At 69.1% G+C, this 26,854-nt stretch carries 24 protein-coding genes and 3 pseudogenes; 12 read left to right on the top strand and 15 right to left on the bottom strand.

Annotated elements, in window-relative coordinates; genetic code table 11:
* Positions 1 to 70: 70 nt before the first annotated feature.
* The 3 genes from QFZ76_RS00915 to QFZ76_RS00905 form a co-directional block, all read right to left on the bottom strand.
* Positions 71 to 1,162: a hypothetical protein gene (locus QFZ76_RS00915; protein WP_307671876.1), complete on the bottom strand. Its 1,092-nt coding sequence runs from the start codon at positions 1,160 to 1,162 to the stop codon at positions 71 to 73.
* A 43-nt stretch (positions 1,163 to 1,205) separates the two neighbouring features.
* Positions 1,206 to 1,892, bottom strand: a complete 687-nt coding sequence (locus QFZ76_RS00910; protein ID WP_307671875.1) for a hypothetical protein — start codon at positions 1,890 to 1,892, stop codon at positions 1,206 to 1,208.
* Positions 1,893 to 2,033: 141 nt separating this feature from the next.
* Positions 2,034 to 5,462 carry a DNA polymerase III subunit alpha gene (locus tag QFZ76_RS00905; protein WP_307679885.1) on the bottom strand — a complete coding sequence of 1,143 codons (3,429 nt, stop codon included), beginning with the start codon at positions 5,460 to 5,462 and terminating at the stop codon, positions 2,034 to 2,036.
* A gap of 367 nt (positions 5,463 to 5,829) precedes the next feature.
* Here QFZ76_RS00905 and QFZ76_RS00900 point away from each other — a divergent pair, with 367 nt between their 5' ends.
* Complete coding sequence (locus QFZ76_RS00900; RefSeq protein ID WP_307671874.1) at positions 5,830 to 6,819, top strand: hypothetical protein; 990 nt, start codon at positions 5,830 to 5,832, stop codon at positions 6,817 to 6,819.
* Positions 6,820 to 7,311: 492 nt separating this feature from the next.
* Here the strand turns inward: QFZ76_RS00900 and QFZ76_RS00895 are convergent, their stop codons facing one another.
* Positions 7,312 to 7,731, bottom strand: a complete 420-nt coding sequence (locus QFZ76_RS00895; RefSeq protein WP_307671873.1) for a hypothetical protein — start codon at positions 7,729 to 7,731, stop codon at positions 7,312 to 7,314.
* 73 nt (positions 7,732 to 7,804) lie between these two features.
* Here QFZ76_RS00895 and QFZ76_RS00890 point away from each other — a divergent pair, with 73 nt between their 5' ends.
* The 3 genes and pseudogenes from QFZ76_RS00890 (at position 7,805) to QFZ76_RS00880 (ending at position 10,372) form a co-directional block, all read left to right on the top strand.
* A complete protein-coding gene (locus tag QFZ76_RS00890) occupies positions 7,805 to 9,043 on the top strand; it encodes a low temperature requirement protein A (protein WP_306986983.1) in 1,239 nt (412 codons plus the stop codon).
* Between the two features lie 28 nt (positions 9,044 to 9,071).
* Positions 9,072 to 9,756, top strand: a pseudogene (locus QFZ76_RS00885) (P1 family peptidase); the annotation flags it as partial.
* Between the two features lie 115 nt (positions 9,757 to 9,871).
* Positions 9,872 to 10,372, top strand: a complete 501-nt coding sequence (locus QFZ76_RS00880) for a hypothetical protein (protein WP_307671872.1) — start codon at positions 9,872 to 9,874, stop codon at positions 10,370 to 10,372.
* Between the two features lie 20 nt (positions 10,373 to 10,392).
* On the opposite strand, the gene QFZ76_RS00875 is transcribed toward QFZ76_RS00880, so the two are convergent.
* Entirely contained in the window at positions 10,393 to 11,295 is a 903-nt protein-coding gene (locus QFZ76_RS00875; protein ID WP_307671871.1) for an alpha/beta hydrolase, read from the bottom strand.
* 36 nt (positions 11,296 to 11,331) lie between these two features.
* Between QFZ76_RS00875 and QFZ76_RS00870 the strand changes: the two genes are divergently transcribed.
* A complete protein-coding gene (locus QFZ76_RS00870) occupies positions 11,332 to 11,535 on the top strand; it encodes an integrase core domain-containing protein (RefSeq protein ID WP_306986985.1) in 204 nt (67 codons plus the stop codon).
* Here the strand turns inward: QFZ76_RS00870 and QFZ76_RS00865 are convergent, their stop codons facing one another.
* The 4 genes from QFZ76_RS00865 to QFZ76_RS00850 all read right to left on the bottom strand — a co-directional run bounded on the left by QFZ76_RS00865 (position 11,536) and on the right by QFZ76_RS00850 (position 13,804).
* Positions 11,536 to 11,700, bottom strand: coding sequence for a hypothetical protein (locus QFZ76_RS00865; protein ID WP_307671870.1), 165 nt, complete (start codon positions 11,698 to 11,700; stop codon positions 11,536 to 11,538). It lies immediately after the preceding gene.
* A 184-nt stretch (positions 11,701 to 11,884) separates the two neighbouring features.
* On the bottom strand, positions 11,885 to 12,808 hold the full coding sequence (locus QFZ76_RS00860; protein ID WP_306986987.1) for an alpha/beta hydrolase: 924 nt from the start codon (positions 12,806 to 12,808) through the stop codon (positions 11,885 to 11,887).
* Positions 12,809 to 12,873: 65 nt separating this feature from the next.
* The gene (locus QFZ76_RS00855) at positions 12,874 to 13,287 is read right to left on the bottom strand and encodes a tautomerase family protein (protein ID WP_307671869.1); all 414 of its coding nucleotides are present in this window, start codon (positions 13,285 to 13,287) and stop codon (positions 12,874 to 12,876) included.
* A gap of 304 nt (positions 13,288 to 13,591) precedes the next feature.
* Entirely contained in the window at positions 13,592 to 13,804 is a 213-nt protein-coding gene (locus QFZ76_RS00850; protein WP_306986990.1) for a hypothetical protein, read from the bottom strand.
* A gap of 186 nt (positions 13,805 to 13,990) precedes the next feature.
* Here QFZ76_RS00850 and QFZ76_RS00845 point away from each other — a divergent pair, with 186 nt between their 5' ends.
* The 6 genes and pseudogenes from QFZ76_RS00845 to QFZ76_RS00820 all read left to right on the top strand — a co-directional run.
* Entirely contained in the window at positions 13,991 to 14,614 is a 624-nt protein-coding gene (locus QFZ76_RS00845; protein WP_307671868.1) for a TetR/AcrR family transcriptional regulator, read from the top strand.
* A 103-nt stretch (positions 14,615 to 14,717) separates the two neighbouring features.
* Positions 14,718 to 15,683, top strand: coding sequence for a zinc-dependent alcohol dehydrogenase family protein (locus QFZ76_RS00840; protein ID WP_307671867.1), 966 nt, complete (start codon positions 14,718 to 14,720; stop codon positions 15,681 to 15,683).
* Positions 15,680 to 16,534, top strand: a complete 855-nt coding sequence (locus QFZ76_RS00835) for an MBL fold metallo-hydrolase (protein WP_256259181.1) — start codon at positions 15,680 to 15,682, stop codon at positions 16,532 to 16,534. The genes QFZ76_RS00840 and QFZ76_RS00835 overlap by 4 nt, the downstream gene beginning before the upstream one ends.
* Positions 16,535 to 16,600: 66 nt before the next feature.
* Positions 16,601 to 17,554, top strand: a complete 954-nt coding sequence (locus QFZ76_RS00830; protein WP_307671866.1) for a D-2-hydroxyacid dehydrogenase family protein — start codon at positions 16,601 to 16,603, stop codon at positions 17,552 to 17,554.
* Positions 17,555 to 17,713: 159 nt separating this feature from the next.
* On the top strand, positions 17,714 to 17,998 hold the full coding sequence (locus QFZ76_RS00825) for an alpha/beta fold hydrolase (protein ID WP_307671865.1): 285 nt from the start codon (positions 17,714 to 17,716) through the stop codon (positions 17,996 to 17,998).
* Positions 17,947 to 18,072, top strand: a pseudogene (locus QFZ76_RS00820) (IS5/IS1182 family transposase); the annotation flags it as partial. The gene QFZ76_RS00825 and the pseudogene QFZ76_RS00820, both read left to right, overlap by 52 nt.
* A 19-nt stretch (positions 18,073 to 18,091) precedes the next feature.
* On the opposite strand, the gene QFZ76_RS00815 reads toward QFZ76_RS00820, so the two are convergent.
* Genes QFZ76_RS00815 through QFZ76_RS00795 form a run of 5 tightly spaced genes read right to left on the bottom strand, consistent with a single transcriptional unit; the run spans position 18,092 to position 23,874 of the window.
* Entirely contained in the window at positions 18,092 to 18,493 is a 402-nt protein-coding gene (locus tag QFZ76_RS00815) for a hypothetical protein (protein WP_307671864.1), read from the bottom strand.
* Entirely contained in the window at positions 18,490 to 20,562 is a 2,073-nt protein-coding gene (locus tag QFZ76_RS00810) for a hypothetical protein (protein WP_307671863.1), read from the bottom strand. Before QFZ76_RS00810 ends, QFZ76_RS00815 begins: the two co-directional genes overlap by 4 nt.
* A complete protein-coding gene (locus QFZ76_RS00805; protein WP_307671862.1) occupies positions 20,559 to 21,005 on the bottom strand; it encodes a hypothetical protein in 447 nt (148 codons plus the stop codon). Before QFZ76_RS00805 ends, QFZ76_RS00810 begins: the two co-directional genes overlap by 4 nt.
* On the bottom strand, positions 20,999 to 22,375 hold the full coding sequence (locus QFZ76_RS00800) for a hypothetical protein (RefSeq protein ID WP_307671861.1): 1,377 nt from the start codon (positions 22,373 to 22,375) through the stop codon (positions 20,999 to 21,001). Before QFZ76_RS00800 ends, QFZ76_RS00805 begins: the two co-directional genes overlap by 7 nt.
* Complete coding sequence (locus QFZ76_RS00795) at positions 22,372 to 23,874, bottom strand: site-specific integrase (RefSeq protein WP_307671860.1); 1,503 nt, start codon at positions 23,872 to 23,874, stop codon at positions 22,372 to 22,374. Before QFZ76_RS00795 ends, QFZ76_RS00800 begins: the two co-directional genes overlap by 4 nt.
* Before the next feature lie 99 nt (positions 23,875 to 23,973).
* On the opposite strand from QFZ76_RS00795, the gene QFZ76_RS00790 reads away from it, so the two are divergent.
* Complete coding sequence (locus QFZ76_RS00790; RefSeq protein ID WP_307671859.1) at positions 23,974 to 24,819, top strand: ATP-dependent DNA ligase; 846 nt, start codon at positions 23,974 to 23,976, stop codon at positions 24,817 to 24,819.
* A 1,727-nt stretch (positions 24,820 to 26,546) separates the two neighbouring features.
* On the opposite strand, the pseudogene QFZ76_RS00785 reads toward QFZ76_RS00790, so the two are convergent.
* A pseudogene (locus QFZ76_RS00785) lies at positions 26,547 to 26,708 on the bottom strand (TmrB-like protein); the annotation flags it as partial.
* Positions 26,709 to 26,854: the final 146 nt, after the last annotated feature.

Genomic DNA, 26,854 nt, shown 5'->3' with positions numbered 1-26,854 from the left:
GGGCGGGAAGACAATTGGGTGGCCGGGTGCACCAGGTGATGTGACGTGCGTCCCGTGCGCGCGCTCGTGGTCAGCGTCCTCGCACAGTCTGGGAACGATGCGGGGCCTGCTGTGGGTGAGCGCTGATGGCGAGGGCGGCGGGGTAGAGCACGTTGTGCCCGTACCGGGCGCGGGCGCGGTCGGTGACCGCTTCGATCGCCAGCGGCTTGTCGTCGCCCTGGTCGAGGGTGAGTTGCCGGGTGGCATCGTCGCCGGGACGGAGAGCGTCGGCACGTAGCGCGATGCTGCGGACCCGGGCGCGCTGGAGCCCGAGGGATTCGTAGACCGTGTACGCGGCCCGGGCCAGGAGCACCGTGTGCTGGGTGCCTTCGGGCAGGGTGCGGCTGCGGCGGGTGTCGCTCAGGTCGGCGTAGCGGACGGTGCAGGTCAGACCCGTCGCGATCTGGCCGGAGGCGCGGAGGCGGGCGCCGAGGTCGTCGGCGAGGGCGAGCAGGGCGCGCCGGTGCTGGGCGGGGTCGAGTTCGGCGCGGTCGAAGCGGTGCTCGGCGTGGATGCTCGCCGGCGTCGGGGTGGGGTCCACGATGGTGGTGTCGCGCCCGAGGGCGCGCTCGTGGAGGGCGCGGCCGGCTCGGGCGCCGAGGAGGCGCTGCAGGGTGAGCTGAGGGACGTCGGCGACGTCGCCGACGGTGCGCAAGCCGTACTCGGCGAGTGTCGCGGCCGCCTTTGCGCCCACGCCTGGCACCTCCCCGACCGGACGGGGCCGCAGGAACGCTGTGATCGCCTCGGGGGAGTCGTCGATAACAGTGCGCCGCCCGGGCGGGGTGAGCGCGCAGGCCATCGCCGCGAGCAGCCGGTTCGGCGCCGTACCTGCCGAACTGCGCAGGCCGAAGTAGGCGAGCACACGCAACTGAACGAGTTCGGTCAGCCCTCGGGCGTCGCGCTTGAAGTACGGAATCGCGCCGACGAGATCGAGCACAGCCATGTCCGGCTCGATCATCTGCACCCGCGGCGTGATGTTCTCCATCAGCCGACGCAGCCGCTCGGGGAGTTCCGCGTCGTGAACGGCCGGGATCTCGAAGCGGAGGTGGAGGACGTGTCGGGACCCCGGGCAACTGCATCCGATGCGCGATGCAGTTGCTCGTGAGCTGTCGGCCTGCGTCATCGTAGATCTCCGTGCTGGTGCCTGCCTGCCCTCAGTCCGCGAGTCACAGTTCAACCAGATAGCCGGGCTCGACCCCGTCAACGGTTTGGATTGCGGTGCCGGACGTGACCCACACAGACGTGGGCCGGTCGCCAACCGGGATCTGGAAGATCCCGTGTACCGGGCCTTTGCTTCCGGGGTTGATGCCGAACGTGGGCCCGATCTGCCCCTTGCTGTTCCAATACTGTGCGTAGTCCGAGGCGATGTCGGTGTCCTTCTGAGTCTGGCTGTAGGCGACGTCCCCGACGTTGAGGCTGACCGGGTTGTCGGCGTTCCAGACCAACTCTCGCTTCCCGACGTTCACCGCTTCCATGGCGACGACGCAGTACTGCTTCCCGCCTTCCGGCGTCGGGCTCGATGTGGGTGCACCAACGGAGTCGGCGGCATACGCGATGACCGCAGGATCCAAAGGCTTCCCGCACGTCACGCTACGGACGGTGATCTGGAATTCGTCCTGCTGGCTGGTGTCCTTGAAGGAAATCGTGATCTTGAACGGCTCCCCCTTCCGAGGCGTGCCGAGCACCTGCGCGCCGGGTGGGACGCCGACGGGGGCACTGCTGCTTGCGACCTTGGACGGCGCGCTGCTTGGGCTGTCCGGTGCAGTGTTCGTGTCGTTGTCGGAGCAGGCCGTCATCGCCCCGAGCGCCATGGCCACACCGACGGCCAGCAAGGATCGTTCACGAGAACTCATACGAATGTCCTTTGCCACGACGCTTGGGGACCCGTTTACATGCTGGTTTGCTACGCCCGTACCTGCGCGGTAGACGGGTGCGTCTGGAGCAACCCGGGCGGCGCCGGCCGCAGGGACAATTCGAATAGCCCGGCATGGTGATCACCCTGCGCTTCCCTGGCTTCGGTGACCGAGCCGTTTCAGGTCTGCCGAGCGGGTGCCGGCGGGCTGGAGGTCGGCGTACGGGTGGAGCCAGGCCCCGGCGGTGCCGTCGGCGAGGGTGCGCTGCGGTGCGGCCGGCTGGGCCGGGGTGGGGGAGGGAGCCGTACGGCCGAGCAGGTCGAGGGCGGCCTGGGGGCCGTGGTCGCGGCGCGCCTGGGCTACGGCGTCCAGGTCCCAGACCATTTCGCCGACCACCGTGCGGCGCGGGCCGCGCGCGGTGACGGTGCCGCGTACCAGGAGCAGGCCGCAGTGGAACACGGTGTGTGCGACCTGCTCGTGGGAGTCCTCGAAGAACGCGATGTCGACCAGACCGGAGCCGTCTTCCAAGGTCACGAAGATGACCCGTTTCCCGGACGGGATGGGCGGAGTCTGGGTGGAGGCGCGCACCCCGGCGACGAGGACCTTCTGCCCGGGGACCATGCCGCGCAGGTGCGCGGCGTCGGTGGCGCCGAGCTCGTTCAGCAGCCGGTGATGGTGCTCCATCAGGTGGTGGGTGACATCAATCGACAGCGTCTCCAGCTCAGCGCTGAGCTTGTCCCGGCTGGTCATCTCCGGCAGGCCGCTCGGCTCCGCGGTCACCAGCTCGCCGCCCAGCGGCAGTTGCCCGTCGCTGGCGGCGCGGGCCCGGGACTGCCGGTGCAGTTCGGCGGCCTGCAGCAGCAGGTCCCGCCGTGTGAGATCCCCGGAGAGCGGGCCGAGTGCCCCGATGCGGATCAGGCGTTGCGCAAGGGGAAAGGAGGGGCGGGCGCGCTGCCACAGATCCTGCAGGCCGGTGTAGGGCTGCCCGGCGACCAGACGGGCAACCTCAGCTTCACTGATGCCCTTCACCGTGGAGAAGGCCAGCCGCACGCCCAGGCCCTGCTCGGTCTGCTCGACACTGTGCACCGCCCGGGAGTGGTTGACGTCGACGTTCAACACCGGCACACCGTGGCGGCGGGCGTCAGCGACCAGGACCCGGCGCGGCCACATGCCCGGGTCGTGCTCCAGCAGCCCCGCGTACAGATACGCCGGGAAGTGCGCCTTCAAGTACGCGGACTGCAGGGCGGGGACAGCGAACGCCACGGCGTGAGCCCTGCAAAAGCCGTAGGCCCCGAAGGACGAGACGATCTCCCACACCTCGTCCAGCACAGCCGTGCTGTATCCGCGTTCGCCGGCGGTACGGCGGAACCAGTCCTCTACCTTCGGCAGCCGGTCGGGGGCGGCCAGCGCGCGGCGGGCGACGTCGCCGGCGGCCCGGTCGCAGCCGGTCATCGTCGTGAGGATCGCGATGATCTGCTCGTGCCAGATCACCACCCCGTAGGTGTCGTTGAGGACCGGCTCCAGGTCCGGATGCGGGTAACGGGGAGCTGCGCCGTGCCGGGCGGCGATGTACAACGCGGGCATGCCCCCGGACACGGGTCCGGGCCGGAACAGGGAGATGTCGGCCACGACGTCCTGCATGTGGCGGGGCTGGAGACGTCCCACCAGATCTTGCTGGCCGGGCGACTCGAGCTGGAACAGGCCCACGGTGTCGGAGGCCTGGATGAGTTCGAAGGCGAGGCGGTCGTTGAGGTCGACGTGGTCGGCGTTGTCGAGATCGAGCTGGCGGCCGGTGGTGCGGCGGATCTCGGCGACCGCGTGCGCCATCGCACTCTGCATGCGGACCCCGAGGACGTCCAGTTTCAGGAGACCGAGATCTTCGACGTCTTCCTTGTCTGCCTGCACCATCGCGTAGCCGGCCGGGGTCGGCTGCACCGGAAGCCGGTCCAGCAAAGAGGAGTTCGACAGGATGACCCCGCAGGGGTGCATGGCGTAGCCGCGGGGCAGCGCGTCCAGGCCTTCGGCGAGCTCCCACAGCGGCCCGAACTTCCCTGCTTGAGAGGCCAGTTGCCGCAGCTCGGGCAGCTCGGCCAGAGCGGCGCGGATGTCCCGGGCCCGGATGTGCGGGAAGCTCTTGGCGATCTCACCCACGACCTGAGGCGGGATCCCCAGGGCGAGCCCGGTGTCCCGCAGCGCGTGCCGGGCCCGGTACGTCTCGGGCATGCCAGTGACCGCGGTCCGCTCCCGCCCGAACCGCTTGATGATCGCGTCATACACCTCCAGGCGCCGCTCCGACTCCACATCGAGGTCGATGTCCGGCAGCGACGTACGGCGCTCGCTCAGGAACCTCTCGAACAACAGCCGGTGCTCAAGAGGATTGGCCGTGGCCACGAACAAGCTGTGGTTGACCATGGAACCGGCACCGGACCCCCGCGCGGCGACCCGGATCCCCAGCGCCCGAGTATCCGCGACCACCTGCGCCACGGCCAGGAAGTACCCCTCGAAGCCCAGCCGGCCGATGACCTCCAGCTCGTAGTCCATCTGCCGCACGGCGCGCACGTCCCGCTCCAGGCCGCGGGCCACCATCCCGGCCTCGCACCGCTGCCGCAGCAGCCGCATCGCCGACCCCCGCTCACCGGTGGCGCCCACGACGGACGGCTCGGGGAAGTGCGGCCGCCCCAGCCCGAGATCGGCCGGGGTCAGGATGCAGGACTGGCCGGTGGCCTCAGTCTCGGCCAGCAGGCGTACGGCCCGGGCACGGTCGTCGCCGACGGCCCGGGCGATCCGCTCGGCGGCCGCAACCATGGCTGCCGGGTCCTTCAGCCACCGCTCACCGCCGTCCAGGTGACGGCGGTCGACGGGCCGCAGCAGCCGCGCCGCATCAAGCACGTCGGCCAGCCGGTGCTGATCGGGGTCGGCGTAACGAACCGCATTCGACAGGACCGTACGCACACCGAGCTGGTCAGCCAGACCCACGGTGCGCGCGGCCAGTCGCAAGGACCCGGGGCCGGTGCCCTGCCGACCCAGATATACGGCCTCGAGGCGCAGCCGCTCTCCGGCCAGCTCCAGCCACGGCGCGAGCAGCCGCTCGGCGACGTCGGGGCGGCCGGCAGCCAGGGCTCGCACGGGCTCGGAGACGGGACCGAGCAGCACCACCAGGTCCTGGCCGGCGTACTCGCGCAGAACCGGCCAGGACACAACCGGCAGCGCACCGTCGGCCGCAGAGTGGGCGGCGGACACCAGACGGCACAACCGCGCCCACCCCGCTGCGTTCTGCGCGAGCAGAGTGATCCGCAGGGTCGGCTCCACCACGTGCGCACCGCCGCGTACAGGCGTACGCGGCCGTCCGGCGGCCGGGTCCGGTGAGGCGAGAGGGGCGACGGCGACGTCGACACCGAGGATCGGCCGGATACCGGCGGCCGCGGCGGCTGTGGCGAAGCGGACCGTTCCCGCGACGGTGTCCCGGTCGGTCAGTGCCAGCGTCGTCATCCCGCGCTCGCCAGCGCGCTGCACGAGAACGCCGGGGAGGGAGGCGCCATAGCGGGCGGAGTAGCCGGAGGAGACGTGCAGATGAGTAAATCCACGGCCCGCACCTCCCGTCTTTCGCTGTCCCTCCCTGACCTGCGTCCTCTCGAGGCATCCACCATAACGCGAAATCGTACAAGTGTGCGAACGAGTGATTTGATGTTGTCCCACGTTGCGCAGTGACCGCATGAGACTGAGCGCTTCATCTGGCCCGTGAGCGGTTGAGTTGGCCCGTGTGAGCGTCGGGGTCGGCCCGCAGAGCGGGGCTGTCACAGGGTGCCCATAGGCTCCCAGCAAGATCACCGGGAGACAGGACCATGGTGGCCAGATGAGCTGGTGGGGCAGAAAGTCGGAGGATCGTGAGCGGTGGGTGCTTGATCCTTTGGTGGGGCTGGGTCCGTTGCGGTTCGGGATGGATTCTGACGAGGTGCATGCGGCTCTGGGCGGGCCGAGGGCAGGCAACTCGCAGGTCGCGGCAGACGGCGGGTACTGGATGCGCTACCAGGACATCGGGGTGACCGGTATCTACGGCCCGGGGATGCTCCTGGTCGGCGTCGCGATCGATGCCATGGAAGGCCCGCTGGTCCGGCTCCAAGAGGTCGAGCTGATCGCCAGGGTGCCGTCCCAGGCTCGCGCGGAGATCGATGACCTCGCCCGCCGGGAGGGCGCCGCAGTACGGGTGAACTGGAGTGGTGATCCGGAGATCGCGGCATGGGGGGTGTCCATGGGCACCGCGCTGGAGTACGGGCTCTCCACCGAGGGCCACCCGGAGCGGAAGGACAGGATGATCACCTCTGCCCTATTCGTCAGTGCCGAGCTTGCCGAAGCGCCCTACGAGGCCGTGCCGGTCAGGCACTGGTGCGACGTCCGGGAACGGGAGAAGAACAGCGTCTCCTGGCCGGTGAAGACCGACGAGGAACGCTCGCACTGGGACTGGTCTCCGCAGCAGGCGATCGGCCCGCTGCAGTTCGGGATGACCCCGCAACAGGTAGCAGACGCACTGGGCGGCGAGGTCCCGGCCGGCAGGCAGGGACACTTTCCGTACTGGTGGCGGCGCAGCGGAGCGGCCGGGCAGTGGACGCTGACCGACGACCGGTTCGAACAGACCGGGGTGAGCGCACACTACTCGTATCCGAAGGGGCTCCCGGTGCTGGGAGCAGTGACGGTTCACGGCCGGACCGGACCGCAGATCACCTACGCCGGAATCCATCTGATCGGGGCAACGCCCTCCCGCCTCGACGCGGCCATGCTTCAGCACATCGAGGATCACGATCTGGGGCTGCTCTTCACTCCCAGCGGCAGTCTCGTTCCCTCCGGGCTCCAGATGGACATCAACGTCACCCGGGCCGGGGACACCGCGATCAGCGAGGTCACCTTCGCCTCGGCGGACTGGGAACTCTGACCGACACGCCAGCCCAAACGCCAACGCTACGTCCTGCACTGAGCGGCGTAGTTGGCCAGACAGGCCAACTACGCCGCTCAGTCACACCGCAAGAAGCGGGACGGACTTGAACCAGCGATCGGGGCGCTTATGTCGTCGAACAAGGGCCCTGTCCCGGATCCGCCGACCGGGCGACACTGTCCCGTGACCGCGGCGCCCGGTGGAAGACGTCGACCATGTCTTCGACCTGGTCCCTGCCGGATCCGATGCTCGCCACGCCTACGTCCGATGCGGACCTCGCGCCGGGTGACGCGGCGGAGCCCAAGTTATGGATGGGGTTTCGGTCTGTCCGTTGTCCACTGCGGGCATGGCTCAGGGCTCTCGGGTGTGAAGGGCCCTGGACCAGTGGTGGTGTCGGTTGGGGGACCGTTAACGAGCGGCGAATCAGGTGCTAGGCGACTCGTGAACCGCTTCCGAGTGGGTCTGCCGCATGGACAGGCGTGGCCGTGGGCCTCAGGCCGCTTCGAGGAAGGGGTAGTCGGTGTAGCCCTCGGCGCCCGGGCCGTAGAACAGTTCCGGCCGCGGCTCGTTCTCCGGGTGGCCGCCTTGCCAGCGCTCGACCAGGTCGGGGTTGGCGATGTGGGCCCGGCCCACGGCCACGGCGTCGGCGTGGTCGGCCTCGATCTGCTGGAGCGCCTGCTCGCGGGTGGTCTGCCCCCCGAAGGGGCCGTTGTTGACGATCAGCTTGCCGTCGAAGCGCCGCCGCAGCTCCTGTACCAGGTCGCCGCCCCGCTCGGTGCAGTACGGAGAGGTAGGCCAGGCCCAGCAGGCGCAGCTGGTCGCGCAGGGTGCCGTAGGTGGCCAGGATGTCGTCCCGGTCGGTCTCGAAGACGTCCCCCCCCCAGACAGTCCGTTCTCGGCCCAGAGTGACAATAGGTGTCAGGTTCCACCAACAATAGCCACGCTGGGCAAGAGATTGAGTGCCTCATCTGCTGTGCTTGACTTCATGACGCCAAGTTCCACTCCCGCGCCGGACGCGCCCCGATCGCCCGCGCACCGCAGCCCACTGCGCAGGCTCACTGCCCGTGACCGCGGTGAGGTACACCGATCCGCCACTCAGCTGGAGCTCTTCTTCGACCTGTGCTTCGTCGTGGCCATCGCCCAGGCGGGCATCCAGTTGGTGCACGCGATCGCCGAGGGCCATGCGGGCGAGGGGATCCTCTACTACGCGCTGGTGTTCTTCTCCATCTGGTGGGCGTGGATGAACTTCACGTGGTTCGCCTCGGCCTACGACAACGACGACGTGCTCTTCCGGGTCGTCACGCTGATCCAGATCGCCGGTGTGCTGGTGCTCGCGGCCGGGGTCTCCCGGGCGTTCGAGGACCACGAGTACCGGGCGGGGGTGGCGGGCTATGTGATCATGCGGCTCGCCTCGGTGTCCCAATGGCTGCGCGTGGCCAGGTCGAGTCAGGGCAGGGAGCGCAGGGTGGCCCTGCGGTACGCCGGCGGGGTGGTGCTGTGCCAGATCGGCTGGCTCAGCCTCGTGTTCCTGCCCGAGGACACCCTGGTCGCGGTGTTCGTGGTGATGGCGGTCCTCGAGATGTGCGTCCCGGCGTACGCGGAGAAGGTCCAGCCCACGTCCTGGCACCCGCGCCACATCGCCGAGCGGTACGGGCTGTTCACGATCATCGTGCTCGGCGAGACCATCGCGGCGGCCACGGTCGCCGTGAAGACGGGCATCGACGAGCAGGACGCGCTGGGCGAACTGCTGCCGATCGCCGCAGGCGGGCTGCTGATCATCTTCGCCGCCTGGTGGATCTACTTCGCGGTGCCGATCCACGGCCATCTGAGATCCAACAGGCAGGCGTTCCTATGGGGTTACGGCCACTACATCGTCTTCGCCTCGGCGGCCGCGATCGGCGCGGGTCTGGAAGTGGCGGTCGAGCAGGCGGTGGGCAAGGCGCATATCTCGACGCTGTCCGCGTCGGCGGCCGTGACCCTGCCGACGGCGCTGTATCTGCTCACCGTCTGGGCACTGCACGCGCGTCACTTCAAGGTCGGCATCGCCCAGCAACTGGTACTGCCGACCGCGGCCCTGCTGGTGACCTGCTGCATGTTCCTGGGCGAGTGGGCGGTGCTCTCAGCTGGTCTCGTCTGCGCGCTGGCGGTGGCGACCGGCGAGACACTGACCGCGCGCACGACGGCCCGGGAGCGCGAGACCGCGGTGCGAGCGCCGGTCGCCTGACCGCCCCGGTCCGGACGAGACCGGCCCTATGACAGTCGACGCTCGGACAGATGTCGTCAGGCCACCGGGGGGCACGCGACGCGTACCGGCAACGGTTGGCTCACCGGCACCACGGCGGTGCCGGCGCCCGAGGACAGTGCCGTCGCCGCGGTGGACGTGCGCGGCGGCGGGCCCGGCACCACGGAGACCGACGCGCTCGATCCGCCCAACCTGGTGCAGACGGTCGAGGCGATCGTGCTGACCGGCGGCAGCGCGTACGGGCTCGACGCGGCGTACGGAGTGACGGCCTGGCCGGAGGAACAGCGACGCGGGGTGGGGGTGGATCCGGCGCATGTCGTGCCGGTAGTGCCCGCCGCCTGTGTCTTCGACCTCGGCCGCGGCGGTGACTTCCGGGCCAGGCCGGACGCGGCCACCGGACGGGACGCGGTCGAGGCGGCGGCGAGCGAGGCGGGCGCCGCGGTGCCGGAGGGCTGTGCGGGCGCCAGTACGGGCGCAGTACGGGAGCCACCGCGGGGCCGGTCAAGGGCGGGATCGGCACCGCGAGCACGGTGCTCGACTCGGGGGTCACGGTGGCCGCGCTGGTGGCGGCCAACGCGGCGGGGTCGGCCGTGGAACCCGGGACCGGGGCGCTGCACGGGGAGTTGTCGCGGAGGCGGGTGAGCTGTCCGGCGCAGGACGTCCACCGGGCCGCGCGTCTGGCCGAGATCGCGGCAGTGTCAGTATTCGCCGAATGGATGGTGCCATGGAGGAGGTCCGGGGCCGATCGTCAGCCTCGGTCAATCTGATGCGCTCGGGGATCCAGCCGGCCAGGGAAGACCAATCCACGGCATGGTGACCGCGGTGAGGGCGGCGAACCCGGGCCAGTCGTTGTCGCGGCGGAACGCGCACACCACGGCAATGAGCCCGGCCGCGATCCACGTCGAGGACCACAACGCCATCGGGCGCAAGGGCCAGCAGCAGGCGTACGCCGCGGGTGTCTGGCAGCCGTTCGGCGAGCTGCCCGGCCCCGTACAAGCCGACGAGGGAGCCGAACAGCAGCAGCGACGCGCCACGGCGCCCGATACGGCAGATCAGCCGTCGGCTCACGGACTCCGGCGCGCGCAGTCATGCGAGGACCGGTCTTCACTCGCCGGCGCCCCCGCCGCTGACCGACCTCCAGAAGGCGGAGGACCCCGGCGAACACACCTCGCCGGGATCCTCCAACTTCAAGATGTCGGCGACCCCCTCGCCGGGCTCGTCGATCAGTTGCGCGGTCAGGCGGTTCTGCGGCGGATGGGCGAGGACGATCTCGGCGATCGCGGCCTCGTCCTCCTTGCCGGGCAGGTGTAGGTCAGGTGCGGCATGGCCGGTCAGTTCTCCTTCGTGAGGTGATCGCGGAACCAGGCCACGGCCGCCCTGGACGCCGTATCGAACTGTGCGATGTAGGGATCGAAATGGCCGCCGGGGATCAGTTCGAGCCGCTTGGGCTCGAGTGCCTTCTCGTACGCCGCCAGAGCCAGGTCGGTGACGGTGACGGTGTCGCCGGTGGCGACCACCATCAGCAGGGGGGTGGGAGAGACGCGCGCGATCCAGGTGCCGGGCTCGTACATGCGGGCAGCGCGGGCGGAGCGGACCGTCACCTCGTTCTTCCACAGTCCTTCAGGGACGGGCTGCAGATAGAAGTCGATCGCTTCCTGCGTGCGGTAGGACGCCGGCACCGACGGGTCGGCACTCACCAGGGCCTGGCGGCGCGGAGGTTCGCCCCGCAGACGGCCTCGTTCGTCCTCGTTGAACGCCTCCTCCAAGGCGGCGGTCGCCTCCGGTGGGATGCGGCGCAGCCCCTGCTCGTAGCCGCTGATGGTCGGCACCTGCGAGACAACCGCCTTCAGGCGCCGGTCGGTGGCGCCCAGGACGATCGCATGCCCGCCCGCGTAGCTCGTGCCCCACAGGCCGATCCGGTCGGAGTCCACTTCGTCACGGCTCTCCAAGTAGGTGATCGCTCGCCGCCAGTCGGCGATCTGCTGCCAGGGGTCGATGTCCTGGCGGGGCTCACCGTCGCTGGAACCGAACCCGCGGTGGTCGTGGACCAGGACCACGAACCCTTCCTCGGCGAAGACCTCCGCGAAGGGCTCGATGCCGTGCTTGGTCGTACCGCCGTAGCCGTGGGCCATCGTGATCGCCGGGTGAGGCCCCGGGGTCTCGGGCAGGTACAGCGTGCCGCGCAGCGTCACCGCACCCTCGGCCGGGAAGGAGACTCGTTCTCGCAGGGTCATGAAGGGACACTCCTAGGCAGCGATTGCGTACGATAAATGAAAGAGAGTTTCCACGCGTCTCTGAAACGCGAGACCCTCCAGGGCGCCCGCCACTACGGCGACGCCGGCACCTGTCGCAGAACCGTTTTCGCCTGGCTGGCACGCTACGACACCCGCCGCCGGCACTCGGCCAACGGCCACCTCAGCCCCAACGAATACGAACGCCGACACCGCTCGGCTGAGCTCGCGCTCGCCGCGTGATCAACGAAGCGTGTCCACCATCACGGGGGAAGGCCCGTCGGCGAGTGAGACGACGTAGCGCTCCAGGCGGGTCATCGGCGAGGTGAGCACCGCGTGCGGGCCATCCCGCAGTTCCTCGCGGGCCTGGGCGACGAGGCCCTGGCAATAGTCGGAGAAGACGCGCACATAAAGGTCGTGCTTGTTGCCGAACGCCTTGTAGATGCTGCGGTGTACGTGGATGAATCCGTCGGTGCCCGTCCTGCTGAACGCGGACCAGGGATGCTCGCAATACCGGTCTGAGCACCGTGAGTTATGTGAGCAGCCTGCAATTGGCCTGTGGCCGTCCACCAGAGGTTGGGAGCGCACCTGCTCAGTGCCCCGGTACCTGACCGGCGTCGGCCAGGGCGCCGAGGTGGCTGACGAGGAAGCGGGCGGCGCGGTCGAGTGCGGCGTCCGCCTCGTCGAGACGCCCGTGCTCCGTCTGGTAGACGTGCGGGAGGCCCGGCCCGATCTCCAGCGTGGCCTCGACCTGGGCCGCGCCCGCGCGGGCGGCCAGACGTACCGCATCGTCGAGGAGCACCTCGTTCGCGCCGACCTGTACGAGTATGGGGGGCAGGCCGGCGAGGTCGGCGAACACCGGGCTCGCCAGGGGGTGGTTGCGGTTGCCTGAGCCGATGTAGAGATCCGCGAACGCGCGCATGCCGGCCGCGGTGACGATCGGGTCGGCGTCTTCCTTGGTGCGCATGCTCTCTCCGGAGAGGGTGAGGTCGACCCACGGGGAGAAGACCACCACGGCGGCCGGCTGCGGCAGCCCGGCCTCGCGGGCGGCGAGCAGGGTGGCGATGCTCAGGCCGCCGCCGGCCGAGTCACCTGCCACGGCGATCTCTCGTGGATCGGCTCCGGTCGCCAGCAGGTCGCGGTAGGCGGCGAGTCCGTCGTCGACCGCCGCGGGGAAGGGGTGCTCGGGAGCCAGCCGGTAGTCCACCGATGTCGCTCGCAGTCCGGCGCGGGCGGCGAGTTCACCGGCGAGGCCGGTGTGGGTGTCCGGTGAGCCGGCGACGTAGCCGCCGCCGTGGAGGTAGAGGAGCCGTCCGCGGTCTGCCGCTCCGGCCGGCTCCAGGCTCAGGGCGGGCCGCCCGCCCAGGACGGTCCTGCGGGTGGTGACGCCTTCCGGTGCCGGCCGGGTCACGGCCGCGGCGAACGAGGTGCGCAGCTCGGCGGGGGCGGGCTGCGTGTCGGGGCGCGGGCCGGAGCGGTGCAGGGCGTCGAGGGCTTGGCGCTGCTGTCGGGACATGGTGGGGCTCCATTTCACGTCATTTTCGCTGCCCCGATCCAAAGATCAGGGCAGCTTCGTCCTTCTTACCTGTTTACCCAAGGCATAGAGAGGTCGATGTCAGAGACCAGCTTTCCGCCGCCGAAGCTCATGTTCTCCAAGGGAATGGCATACATCATCAGGGTGACATCGTCCTGGCTGACGCCAACCTTTCCTACGGCGTATCGGGTGACCAGCTCCGCGAGCTTGCGTTTCTGCTCCACCGTCCTGCTCGTGCCGGTCGTCACCGTTACGAGCATGCGCTTGTCGGATCTCTTCACGTCAGGAAAAGTCGGATGGATGAAGAATTCATCGCCCTTGTGCTCACTGATGATGACGAAACGGTCATCCATAGGTGTATCCATGGCTTCATGAAGAGCGAGATTCAAGGCATCCGCCAGAGCCCGCTTCTCTTCGCTAGAGAACTTTTGAGCCGGAAGGTGGGCGTGAAACATTGGCATGAGTGTTTCCTCGGTTGTGTTGTTCAGGTCAGATGAGGCGATGAAGTTGGCTGTTTTCTCGGCTTAGCTAAGAGCGGATCATCGGCGAGGTGGCCGCCGGCGCAGGCCGCGACCCGAGGACGCTCCGGCGCGTCGGCAACGTGATCGGCGTGATCGGCGACCGCGGGGACGGACCGGGGCTCGTCGGCAATGTGCGGCGGTGGGCAGACACCCTCGCCGAGTGGGCCGTGGAACTCGGCTTCGACACCAGACCCGAGCCCAGGTCAGCCACTACCGACGCCGCGGCGACCCGCTTCCGCTCCGCCTACGGCTCGTACCGGCTGGCGTCGGGCAGGTCCGCGATGAACTGGCCCAGCCCGGCCCTGGCCGGCGGGATGAACGGGTTGTGCTGGAGGTAGTCGGGGTGCAGGTACCGGTCCAGCGCGGTGAAGTCCTTCGAGCTGAACGCGGTCGTCAGGAACTCGAGGACGACGGCCTTGTTCCGCTCCGTCGCCGTCCTCGTTCGGCTCTGAGTCATCAGTCCTCCTCAGGTTTGCCGACCGACACGACTTTGTTGACTGACTGGACCACAATAGAAGCATGAAGTGGTCCAGTCAGTCAACAAGGCGAAGAGCGTCAGGCGATCCGTCCGCGCCGGCATGGAGGGTCGGGTTGCCGACCCTCATTGTGGTCCACTTGGACCACAATGAGGTATGGTGAGGTCATGGGGCGAAAACGAGGCTTCGACGAGACCACCGTGCTTGATGTCGTGCGCGACCGGTTCTGGACCACCGGATTCGACGGCACGTCCACCTATGACCTCATGGATGCGACCGGCCTGGGCAAGGGCAGCATCTACAAGGCGTTCGGCAACAAGCACGACCTTTATGTGCGCGTCTTCTCCGACTACTGCCAGGGCCTCGTCGCCCAGGCCCGCGAGGAGCTGCGGGAGGGCCCGCACGCGGTGCTCACCTCGCCGATGGCCCGCCTGGAGCGCTACGTCGTCTCACTCGCCGACGCCTTCGCGACCGAGTCGCCGCGCCGGGGATGCTTCCTCAGCAAGGTCACCGCGGACCGCGCCGGAGAGGACGACATGGTGGCGGGCACGGCCCGTCGCGCGTTCGAGGATCTCGCCGGCGCCCTCGCGTCCGCGCTACGCGACGCCCAGGACGCGGGAGAAGTGGCCGAGCACGCCGACGCCCAGGCCCTGGGATATCTGCTGCTGAGCGTGATCAGGGGCATCGACAACATGGCCAAGGCGGGCGTCGACGCCACGACGCTCCGGCAGACGGCCCAATCGGCGCTGGAGCTGATCCCCAGGGCGGATGCACCGAACGTGCGGCGCTGACATTCCCCCCTCTCGTCCGACGACGGACATGCCGCGGCGGACATAAGCAAAATGTGCAGTTTGACGGTGGCGAAGAGTTCGCCGCCTCTCACCGGGAGTCCCTATGCGTGCCATCCAGATCACCCAGTTCGGAAAGCCGGAGGACGTCGTACGCGTCGTCGATCTCCAGGAGCCGAACGCTCCCGGCGCCGGCGAGGTCAAGGTCGCGGTCGAGCTCTCACCGCTGAACCTGCACGACCTCAAGGTCGTCAGGGGCGAGCTCGGGCGGCCACCGCTCCCGCTGGTCCTCGGCAGCGAGGGTGTCGGCCGGGTAATCGAGGCGGGCCCCGGCGTCGACACGCTCGCGGCGGGCGACCTGGTGGTTCTGCCGCTGCTCGCCGGTGCCTGGCGCGAGCGGCTGCTGCTGCCCGCCGACGGGCTGTTCCGACTGCCGGAAGGCAGCGTCGAGCAGTTCTCGATGCTGGGCATCAATCCGCCCACGGCCGGTCTGATCCTGAGCGAGTACGCCGACCTGAGGCCCGGGGACTGGATCGTGCAGAACGCCGCGAACTCCGGCGTCGGACGTTCCCTGATCGCCCTGGCGAAGGCCCGCGGATTCCGGACGATCAACTTCGTCCGGGACGAGTCCGTGTCCGCCGAACTGACCGCGGCCGGCGCGGACATCGTCCGCCTCGACGGCGCGACGGCGGTCGAAGAGGTTCGCAAGGCGATCGGCGATGCCCGGGTCGGGCTCGCCGTCGACTCGGTGGGCGGCGACGCTCCCGCCCGCCTGCTCGACCTGCTGTCCGAGGGCGGTGCGCTCGTCAGCTACGCCTCGGCGACCGGGCAGCCGATGTCCGTCGACGCACTGACCCTGATCGGCAAGCGCGCGACGGTACACGGATTCTTCGCCGGCCATTTCGACTACGCGACAAAGGTCCTCCCCGTCATCCGCGAGGCCACGCCCCTGGTCGCGAGCGGAGCCCTGTTCGTTCCGCTAGGCGCCGTGTTCGACCTCGATGACATCCATACGGCGATCGAGCAGGTCGTCCGCGGCGGAAAGACCCTGCTCAAGGTGGCCCGGTCATGACGATCGAGATGCCCGAACTGTCCTACGAAGTCCTCGTCTCTGACGGCGTTCCCCGGAAGATCGATCTTCAGCTGCCGAACGGCGACGGGATCGTGTCCTCGCCGATCTCATCCACCCTGATCACCGGAGAACGCGACGCGGTCCTGGTGGACCCGCCGCTGACTCACACCCAGATCGCGCAGGTCGCCGAGGGCTTGGCGCGCTCAGGCAAGCGTCTGGCGTACGTCTACGTCACCCACGGCCACCCCGACCACTGGTTCGGCACCGCGACGCTGCTGGAACGGTTCGGCGACGCCGACAGCGTGGTGTACGCCACCGAGGGCACCATCCGGCAGATGCGCAGCCAACTGGAGAGCAAGGACAAGGGGTTCGCGAAGACCTTCCCCGGGGTCCCGGAGAACACCCCGGTCCTCGCCGTGCCCGTGCCGACCGAGGGATTCCGGCTGGAGGGAAGAGTCCTGCGGGCCGTCGAGACCGGTCACACCGACACCGACGACTCCAGCGTCCTGCACGTGCCGTCGATCGGTCTCGTCGTCGCCGGGGACGTGGTCTACAACGGCGTGCACCTGATGATGCTCGAAGGCGGTGACGGCGGCCTTCAGGCGTGGCTGGACGGCATCGACCGGCTCGCCGCACTCGATCCGCGCCACGTGGTCGCCGGCCACAAGAAGGCAGACCTGCCCGACGACCCGAAGATCCTGGACGAGACCCGGCAGTACCTGCGCGACGCGATCCGGCTCCTGGCCGGCAAGCCGGAGCCGCTGGAGTTCTTCGAGGAGATGTCGAAGCTCCACGGCGACCGGCTCAACCCGGGACCCCTTTGGTACAGCGCCCTGGGCCTGCTCGCCTGAGCCACGCCGCGTCGCCACCCCGCGAAGACAGGCGCATCACCTCGACGAAATACGGAGGTTGCCGACATGGCCACCCGCATGAAGATCGCGATCCTCGACGACTATCAGAACGTCGCGACGAGCCTGGCCGACTGGGGGTCGCTCGTTGCCGAGGTCGTCGTTTTCACCGAGCCGTTCGCCGATGCCGACGAGGTGGTCCGTAGCCTCGCCGGGTTCGACGTGCTCGTGGCCATGCGGGAGCGCACGCGATTCCCGGCCGAGGTCCTGGAGCGGCTGCCCGACCTTCGGCTCCTGGTCAGCACCGGCCCGGCCAATGCCGCCATCGACCTTACGGCCGCCCACAGACTCGGCATCACGGTGTGCGGGACCCGCTATGAGTCCCACCCCACCATCGAGCACACCTGGGCGCTGATCCTCGGTGCCACGAGAAACCTGGTCGTCGAGGCGGAGTCGATGCGCGCCGGCGGCTGGCAGGTATCGGTCGGCGAGGGGCTGCACGGCAGGACTCTCGGCATTCTGGGCCTCGGTCGCGTCGGCTCCGGAGTGGCACGGATCGGACAGGCCTTCGGAATGGACACCATCGCATGGAGTCGGAGCCTGACCCCCGAAACCGCCGCCGAGCACGGCGTGCGGGCGGTGACGAAGGAGCGACTCTTCACCGAAAGCGATGTGCTCTCGATCCACGTACCGCTCAGCAAGCAAACACGCGGGCTGGTCGGCGCGGCGGAACTCCGGTCGATGAAGCCCTCGGCCCTCCTGGTCAACACCTCACGCGGACCGGTCGTCGACGAGGTCGCCCTGATCGACGTCCTGCGTCAGGGCGCGATCCGAGCAGCCGCCCTCGACGTGTACGACACCGAGCCGCTACCCGCGGACCACCCGTTGCGGGCGCTGCCGAACGCGCTGCTCACGGGGCACGTCGGATTCGTGAACCGCGACTTGTACGAGATTTTCTATCAGGACTCCGTCGAGGACATCGCCGCGTTCCAGGCGGGTTCTCCCGTGCGGCTGATGAAGTAGGAGCCGAAGACGACGACCCGACCGACTCACACACCGCCTCTCTCCCATGCGACGGCTCCGACGCGGTCCGTCACGGCGAACGGAATTCGGTACGCCTGCCGGCGCTTCGGCGCCGAGACCGGCACACCGCTGGTGTTCCTGCGGCATTTCCGTGGCGGCATGGATCACTGGGATCCTGCGGTGACGGACGGACTGGCCGCGAACCGTCCGGCCATTCCGTTCGACAACACAGGCGTCGCAAGCTCCAGTGGCCAGACCCCGGACACCGTGGAAGCGCAGGCCGATGACGCGGCGGCGTTCATCCAGGCGCTGGGCCTGACCCGCGTTGGACTCATTCATGCCACGCAGCATGCGCCATCGGACACGGTGGTGCCCCCTACTGCCGTGCCGACCGACGCCTCGCCCGTGACTACGAACGCCACCCGCACCGCTCCGAAGCCATGATCCACCTCGCGATGATCGACCTCATGGCCCGCAGACTCACCGGTGAAGCCACGCTGAACTGGCGCGGAACCTAACCCCGGACCAAACGCTCAGTCAGGACGGCGCGGGCGTGCGGCGGGTAGGCAGCGGAAGAACGGCGGCGCCGCTGCGCAGAGCGTCATTTTCGAGGGTCAGCTGGCGGATGGCCTCCTCGTACAGGGCGAGAGTGCGGCGCAGGTCGGTGTTCTCCTTCCGTAGCCGGCTCAGGTTGGCTTCCGTACGTACGTCGGATCCGGAGGGTACCCGCGGAACCGCAGGCCGGGCTGGGGCCGGGGTGTGGGGCCGGAAGTGCGCGTCGATCAGGTCGGCGTAGTGCCGGTGGAAGGTGGCGTGCGGGATGTCCAGGAACCGCTCGACCGCGGTCACGGTGGGCCGCCGTCCGCGGGCGGCGGCCTCGGCAAGGACGGTGTCGATGGCGGCTTTGACGGTGTCGGTGTTGGGCAGAGCGCGTTTCACTCGGCGATCTCCGGGGTGTGGCGGGTGAGGAACGCGGCGGTGGCACGGTGCTGTTCCTCAAGGCGGTGGCGGACGTAGGGGACGAGGTGGTCGCGGTTGGCCAGGGCCTCCTTCAGCTTGGTCAGGTGGCCGTTCAACGCCTGGCGGTTGGCAGGCGTGAGGGCGGTGTTTCGGCAGGCCAGGGGCTGGCAGTCGGCCAGGACGGGCTGGCCGTCGCCGGGAGCGTTGGACGTGCGGCACAGGGCGCGGTCGGGGTTGTAGACGCAGGTGACGAAGGTCCCCAGGTACAGGTGCGGGTCGTGGCGGGCCACGATGCGGCGCAGGCGGGCTTCGTCAGTGACGACCTGGCCGTCGAAGACGGTGTGCCGGGCGAACTCGGCGAGCCGGGCTTCGGCCTCGGCGCCGGCCGGTCCTGAAAGCGTCGGTCGGTCTTCGTCAGCGCCCATCTCGGCGAGGAGCTGGCCCCGGGCGAGGGCTTGCTCGGCTTCGACCTCGTCGCGGAAGCCGGAGTCGCTGGTGCCGGCGTAGCCCTCGAACATTTGAATGCACTGGTGGCGGTATTGCAGGGCTCCCGCGATGGCGCCGCCGGGGCGGCGGGCGATGAACCAGGCCAGGGTCCGCCGGAACTGGCGCGTGGTCAGCCGAGGCAGCCGGCCCCGTTCCAGGGGTATCCCGTCGGGGCGGCTGCGGTCGTCGCAGTAGGCGGTGATCCAGGAGATCAGGAAGGTGATGTCCTTGTTGGTGGTGTTGCTGTTGGGCACCGGGAATGCGCTGCGGCGGCGGGGGCTGGGTGCGGGGGCGAGCAAGTAGGGCTGGTCCTGGGGCTGGAAGCGTTCGAGGACGGCGATGGCCCGGGCGACGGGGGCGGTGACGATCCAGGTGGCCTCCGCGCCGTGGACGTCTTCGCCCTTGAAGGCGAGGCTGGCCACCCGGTGCCGGTAGACATGCCCGTCCGGTGCCTGCTGGACGCTCAGGCATCCGCGCTTAAGGTGCTTGATCTCGGAGTCGCGCATGCCGGAGAGATAGGCGATCACGATCCAGCAGGACACCAGAAGCAGCCGCTCCATGCGTGCGACGTCGTAGTACGAGATGCGCTCCAGCCACGGTCGGCCCTCCAGCCGCCCCTGGGGAGCGTGCGCGAGCGGGCAGTCCGTGTCGACTCCGACGTCGCCGACGGCCTCCGCGATCATCTGTCGTGGCCGGGCCTCGTCCAGGCGGTGAACGGGATAGCCCAGCAGTCGAGCCAGGTAGCTGGTGCTGGGGAAGGGCTCACCTCGGCGGGCGGAGGCCAGGCGCGCGGGTGCCGCTGGCAGGGGGTGGCGACGGCGACGGAAGTCGTCCAGCAGTTCCGCCAGCGCGGTGGGCAGGTCAGGGCCGGCGGGCGACCGGGCATCGATAGCGTCGCGCTCTGCGCGGGCAGCCAGGACATCGTCGGCGAAGTCGTCGACCCAGCGCATCGCCCAGCTCAGCAGCGGTGCTACGACCTGCTCGGGGATGCGGTCGGTAAGATTCTCTCCGCCCGCGCGGCGGTGATGGCGTGCCCATGCTTGCCACAGGGGCCGTCGCAGCGGATCCTGGCCGAGGTGGTCGGGCAGGACATTCCGGTAGGCCCAGAACATCCGCACCGCTCGCCGGTTGCATCGGGTGGCACCGCCGGACAGCCGAAGTGCCGTGATCTCGCGGTGGTAGTCGTCCAGGTCCTCACCGTCGAGCTCCCGCAGGGTGCGGTCGCGGCCGTGGACCCACCACAGGAAACGCCGCACACAGCCGAAGTAGGTACGGATGCTGTCGATCGCCAAGGGCAGCTCCCCTGGCGGGGTGTCGTGGGCGAGTAGAGCGAGGAACAGCGGTTTGGCGACATCGACCAGCGCAGGCGGCAGCAGCGTGAAGTCCAGCCGGAGGGTCTTCTGGTCAACCCGCAGCCAGGCTGGCGTCAGCACCCATACATCCTCGGCGTAGCGGGACGTCTGCTCCAGGACGGCGTGATCGCGCAGCGGACGCCCGGCCAGCACCAGGGTGTCGCCGGGCACCGCGGTTGGCCGTGCGGCGGTTTCGAAGGCACTGGTCACGGGGCTTCCTTCGGGCCGTCCAGCAGGTCGAGCGGCAGTAGAGGTTTCCCCTGGGCGGCAGCGGCGTGCTGGGCGGGGCTGAAGCGGGGCAGGATGTCGCGGGTCAGGATCTGCCAGGTCGTACCGTGCCGGGCAGTCCACTGCTCGGCGTCGCGCTGCTGGAGATCCTCACGCAGGGCGTCGACCAGGGCGAGGAGAGCGGGCAAGTGCCGCTCCAGCACCAGTGCGTTGGAGCAGCTGAAGCAGCTAAGAAACGAGCTTCGGCATCGGCCGCCGGCCGGATGGTGCTCCATGTCGAGACACGAGGCGGCGAGCGTGTCGAGCTCTCCCACCTCCGCTTTGTTCCGTGCGGTCTGGGGCACGGCCTTGGGGTCCGCCCCACCTAGCCGGAGCATGACGTCGCGGGCGTGGTGTTCGGCGTCGGTGATTGCCTCGGTCAGCACGTCGGCGGCCCATTCGCTGATGAACGATCCGCTCGCAGGTAATGGGCGAAGGACGTCTGCGCCGTGTTGGTCAGCCGGGCGGACGGCAGGTGCCCGCCGACCCGCTTGGCCGTACGGGCCTCGACGGTCTTCTTCATCCGGGTCACCAACATCTCAAGCGGCGCCCCGTCGTCGCCGACCAGTCCGTGGCCGTCGGCCCACGCCCTCAGCTTCAACTTGCGGGCCAGCTCAGCATCGAACGGGCCGCAATGCCCCGCGGTCGCGGCATGCCGGGCGCCGCCACGACCGCTGCCCGCCCAGATCGACCACACCGAGGCGGTATGGGAGAACGCGCGGCTGCGCGCCATCATCCGGTGCAGCAGCAGGTAGAAGCTGCCCATCGTCCTCAGGTCCCGGTCCGGATCGACACTCCAGTGCACGCTCGCCCGGGAGTTGGCCTTGCCCCGGCGGCGCTTGGTCAGCGTCACCGCGACCGCCCGTTCCTCCAGCAGCCGGTGCTCAGCGGGCAGTTCCTTGAGCGTCTCCGGGTTCCTGCCGCTCAGCCCTGCCGCGTAGATCAACAGCGGGGCGAGGTCCGGGTCGATGACGAACAGCTGCCGCGCCTGTGCGTAGCAGGCCGCCGGATACTCGCCCGCCGAAAGCCCTCGGTAGTCCACCTGGACCCGCCCCGTACGCGCCATCGCCTCCAGCCGTACGCCCTGCTCCCGTTCGGCGAGAGTCAGGGAATCGGGGGCCTCGAGGAAGCGCCGCAGCAGGCTCTCGCCCGCCGCGAGCCGGTCACGGATAGCCGCCACGTCCGAACGGGCGGCAGCCATGACGGCCTGGAACTCCCGGTCCGAGTACCCCGGACGCATCTCCTGCTGGGCATCCACCCCGTGGCCGCGCTGCCCGGCGAAGTCCGCTGCCGTCCGATCCAGCCGGTCCTGGCCAGGCAAGGCGCGCACGATCCGCAGCAGCCCCTGGAGGTCTCTGCGAGCAGACTTCTCCGAGCACGTCTCCCGCCGTGACATCAGATACCGCTCCAGATGACGCGCCCGCAGGTCCTCCACCCGCTGCGGCGGAACAGGAAGGCGGTCCAGGAGCAGGAGGAACCGTTTGATCGACTGCCACTGGCCGCTCGCCGCCCGCTGGGTCCGGCACCCGCCGCCAGGCCCGATCCGCACCCCCAGCGCGTACGCGAAGTCCAGATGCATCCCCGGCAGCGGCAACTCCTCGAACCGGAACACGCACTCGCGCCCGTCCTCCCCGGTGAACCGCGCTACCGGCGATCCCCCCTCCTTGGGAACCTCCACGACCGGTGGCGGCTGATAGAGCCCCTCGGGCACAGCCGCCGCACACCCGCGGCCCGCGCGCGGTGAGTCCTGGCTCACGCGGCCACCGCCGACCGCTCCAGCCAGCCCTCCTCGCTGAAGCCCGCCGGCTCCCACGCCCCTTCCGGCACCAGCTCCAGGCGCGTACGCATCTCCAGCTCCTGCAGAGTGTGCAGGTAGATCGCCGTGGTAGTCGCCGACCGGTGACCCAGCCTGATCCGCACCCAGTTCAACGGGTCCCCGAACACCCGCTGATACGTCAGCCGCTGCTGCTCGTTCATCTCGCCCAGTGCCTGCAGATGTCCCCGCCACAACAGCTCCAGCGTGGTCACCGCGTAGGAATGGCGCAGCATGTGCGGGGTCGCCGCAACGCCGACGCCTCGGGCACGGCACCGGTCGTTGGCATCGGCGAAGACCTGCTTCCACCCGGAGACCGTCATCGGCAGACCCCACTGGTTCAGCCACACCATCGCCGGCTCCCACCCGCCGTCCGCTGTGGCCACCAGCAGCCGGCGCCGCTCAGCCGCGTCCAAGCGAGCCACCGGCACCCAACGGCCCCCGATCCTTACCCTGGGCGCGGCCGGGTCCTCTACCAGCAGCGACCGGCGAGATGGGGTGTAGAAGCCGCGCGAACGGCCGTAGTCGAGCATCTCCGCCCGGTCCCACTCCATATAGTCCCGCACGTCCCGCAGCACGGACACCGGCCAGTACACCGCCCGCCCCGAGTGCCCCTTGGAGATCGCGTGCGGCAGCATCGCCCGCGCGTTGACAATCCCGGACCCAGCCGGCGGGAGCTCCGGCACCTCGAACACCGTCAGCGCCGAGTGCTCGCACAGCCGCAACCCCGTACGGATCATCGAGTCGGCATACGCTGCGTTCCGCGCCGCCCACCTGCCCCGGAACGCCCGCCTCGGCATCTCGTTCGCGTCAAATCCGCTCAGCCCCACGTTGCGCCACAGCCGATACGACCTCGGCGGCAACCACTTCACCTCGCGCCGTGGCCCCGTGTGCGACGCCTCGGCCGGCACCTGCCGCACCGAGCTCCCGTCAGCCCCGCGGCGCCACGGCGACCAGGCCACAGATGCGCGCTGGCGAACGGGGTTGGCTCGTACGAGGTCCTGCTCGATCGCCCACAGGTAGAACTGGTTGACCGTAGAGACTTCCCGGTCCCAACTGGTGTCTTCCACTCGGGGCCCGGAGTCGTCGCGACGACGCCACCACTCGTACGCCGCCCGATCGTCCATCGTCGCGTCGCGCCAGTCGCACCGGCCTCGCCCGAACCACAGGAAGTCGAAGTATGTACGCAGGTCCCGGGCATGCGCGGCCTGAGTGTTCCACGGTGAAGATGCCAGCCACACCGAGAAGTAGCGGTTCAAGGCCACGTCGTACTCGGCCGCCGGGCTCATCAGGAACGGCTGCCCCTCGGGCACGCCCAGGTCATCCAGCCGCTGATCCAGACCGCCGAACAGGCCACTGAACTCCCGTATGAATGGAGTCACTTCCCTCGGCCACGCCGGGTCCCGCCGGGTGAAGTGCACCCGCCACCCTGTGATCGACATGACGCTGGACGATAGCCGCGGACAGCTCAACAGCGCATAACCGAAGTGGGACGGCTACCGGGCACTGGTGGGCCGGTGGTCCGGTGGTCCGGCGGTCGCGTGCTGATCCGCTCCCGCGCCGGAGGCGACTTGACCGGGGCGTTTCCCGAGATTGTTGCCGCAGCCGCCGACTTGCCCGACGACACCGCACTTGATGGGGAGCTGGTGGTGTGGGAGAACGACCAGCTCGCCTTCGAACGGCTACAGCAGCGGCGGCACCGCCGAGCAGGAGCAGCCGCCCAGACGGCCGCGCAATGGCCGGCCCACTTCGTCGCCTTCGACCTGCTGCGCCTGGGCACTGATTGGACCGGGCAGCCTTACCGAGAGCGCCGCAGGGTGCTGGAAGAGTTGTTCACCGGGCAGCGGCTTCAACCCCCGTGGACGCTGTGCCCGGCCACCACCGATCCGCAGCAGGCCGCCGAATGGCTTCAGTGGTCGTCGGTGGGCATGGAAGGCCTCGTGTTCAAACGCCTTGATCAAAATTACGTGCCCGGCTGGAGAGGGTGGAGGAAGTACCGATCCCGGCACAGCACCGAGGCCGCGATCGGCGCGGTCACGGGCACGCTGGCCACCCCGACCACGGCCCTCCTCGGACGCTTCGACGCAACCGGCCAGCTTCAGTACGTCGGCCGTACCACCGTGCTGAACGCGGCCGCCCGCCAGAGCCTGGCCCGCGAGCTCCAGCCCGGTCGCCCCGGTCATCCGTGGACCGGGTGGACCTTCTCGGCCGGGTGGGGCGCCCAGCAGGTGCTCCAAGTTCGGCTGGTGGAACCGGTCATCGTCGCGGAAGTCGCCGTCGACGTGTCCTTGGATGCGTCGGGGCGGTGGAGGCACCCGGTCCGGTTCATGCGCGTGCGCACCGATCTCGTGCCCTCCGAGATCCCCCTGTTCGGGGAGGAACGCTGATAGGAGTCCCCGTGTGAATGCCCTGGCACAGGCGCCGGCGTTGATGCCAGAGCGCATGAATGTCCGGCTGGCCGAAGGGTGAAGGATGCGGACCTGCAAGTCCGCTACGGCCTCTGTGCCAGGGCAGCTGCGTTGCCCAGCGCTCCCCAAGGTAGGGCGGCCCCGGACGATCGGCACGCTGGTCGTACCACGCCGGCGGCACCGGGCAGCCCGTGCTCCCGGCGGTGTGGTCCGCCTGCCATACCCGGCGCGCGCAGGGAGACGGGCAGTGTCAGCGTGGAATTCACACGCACCTTCACCGGGTGCGCCCGCTGGGCAGATGGGACGGAGTGGGCGTCATGGCACGCGCGATCTGGACAGGTGTGATCACGTTCGGGCTGGTCACCATCCTCATCTAGATCCCGCGCCTGTCTGCCCAGGTCAGATGAACGTGACTGGTTAAGGGACGTAAGGTCAGTCTCGTCAACGCAGGGGGGTCAACCGCGAGCGGTCTGACTTCAGTGGAGTCGGGGCTGGCGCGGTGGCTGACGCTCCGATACCAAATCCGACCTTGCGCTACAGGCTGCCCGTCACCCTGCGGTGACGGGCAGCCTGTAGCTCGCTCAGAAGCGAGAGCGGAGCCACAGGATGAGCAGGCTGGCACCGGTGGTGCTCGCGCCGTACGTGGCTCCGTAGAGGGCGCGGAGTAGGAGAGCGCCCTGGTACCGGCTCAGCCACTCGATAGCGCGGCGGGCGATAGTCCGTCTGGGAAAGTTGGGGTCCGGCTGGTTACGGTGCATGAGTTCCTTCCGTTTCTGAGCTGGTAGGGACACGTGCAGTGGCCCGTCCGCCCTCGGGTTTTCCAGGCCAATGGCCAGTGGCGTCGATGACGCGTCAGCCGTTGTGGGCCGCCTGCACTGCGGTTACGCGGGGGTTGGGTCGTCCCACAAAGAGCCGATGTGCCTTCCCAGAAGCGGAGGGCCTTCAGGATTGGCTTCGGCTTTCAGGCGAAGACGGTGGATGGCCATCGGGATCTGCGCGGGCGTCGGCATTGATGCGAACACGGCGGTCAACTTTCTGGCGTTCGTCGGGGAAGGGGTACACCTCTCCCCCGCGAGCGCGATCTGCCACGCGACAAGCCGCAGGTCAGGGCAGGGCGGCGTTTGGTACGCATGCGGGTCCTGCGAAGTGCTGTAGTGATGCGGAGGGCACGACATCGCAGGTCGCGAGGCTCAAGGGGGAGCGCTCCGGCGGAGCTCCCCTCTTGGTGCAGCAAGCAGCTGTAGACGATCCACAGGTACTCGCGGCCGTGCCACCTGGCAGAACGCCTACGCTTGATCGCGGAGGGCATAGGGGTTGATTGCCGTATGGCACAGTGCACCTGCGCGACATCGCAGGTTGCGAGGCCAAAAGACAAGCGCTCCGGTGGAGCGTCGCTGCGAGCGGCGTGGACGATGCCGAGGTACTCCGTTACCTCGCTAAGCACGACAGTGTCGCCCCCACAGAGTTTCGAGCCCGGCGCACCGCCCGCGTCATCGACGTAGAGCTCGCCGGGGGATCCGCTGCCACTTCGGAAGCTCGCCCCCCAGTGAGCAACTGACGGTTAACCAGGGACGAATGGGTGCGGTGGCTGGACGCGCTCAGGTTGGCTTGTACTAATTGCCGTCCTCGAGCCCGTCTACTTCGACCGCACGTACTACGTCGCGTCCAGCTGCCGCGGTGTGAGATGCCACGGCACCGTGTCGTAGAAGTCGCACAGCCAAGACATCCTCGGAAACCTTGAGGAAGAAGTGATGCACGACGATCCCCGCGGCCTTCAGCGCACCGAAGATCTCCTCGGCATACTCGGGGTTGACCAACGTCATGGGAACGAGAACGGGCCGCTGATACTCCTCGACGAGCCCCACCGCTCCCGTCACGCCTCCGTCCGCTCCCTGGAGCGCTACGCCCGCCCCGGCGTCGGCGCAGCGCCAGAGACGTCGCCGAACGCGACCCCGCCGCCCGCCGCTATTGCCCTCCGAACCTACCGACGTGGGTTACTTGCTGCCTGGTGTCC

It is taken from the genome of Streptomyces sp. V4I2, assembly GCF_030817655.1.
Classification (GTDB): Bacteria; Actinomycetota; Actinomycetes; order Streptomycetales; family Streptomycetaceae; genus Streptomyces; species Streptomyces plumbiresistens.
Note: the sequence above shows the minus strand (reverse complement) of the source record. Positions and strands in the feature narration are given on the sequence as shown.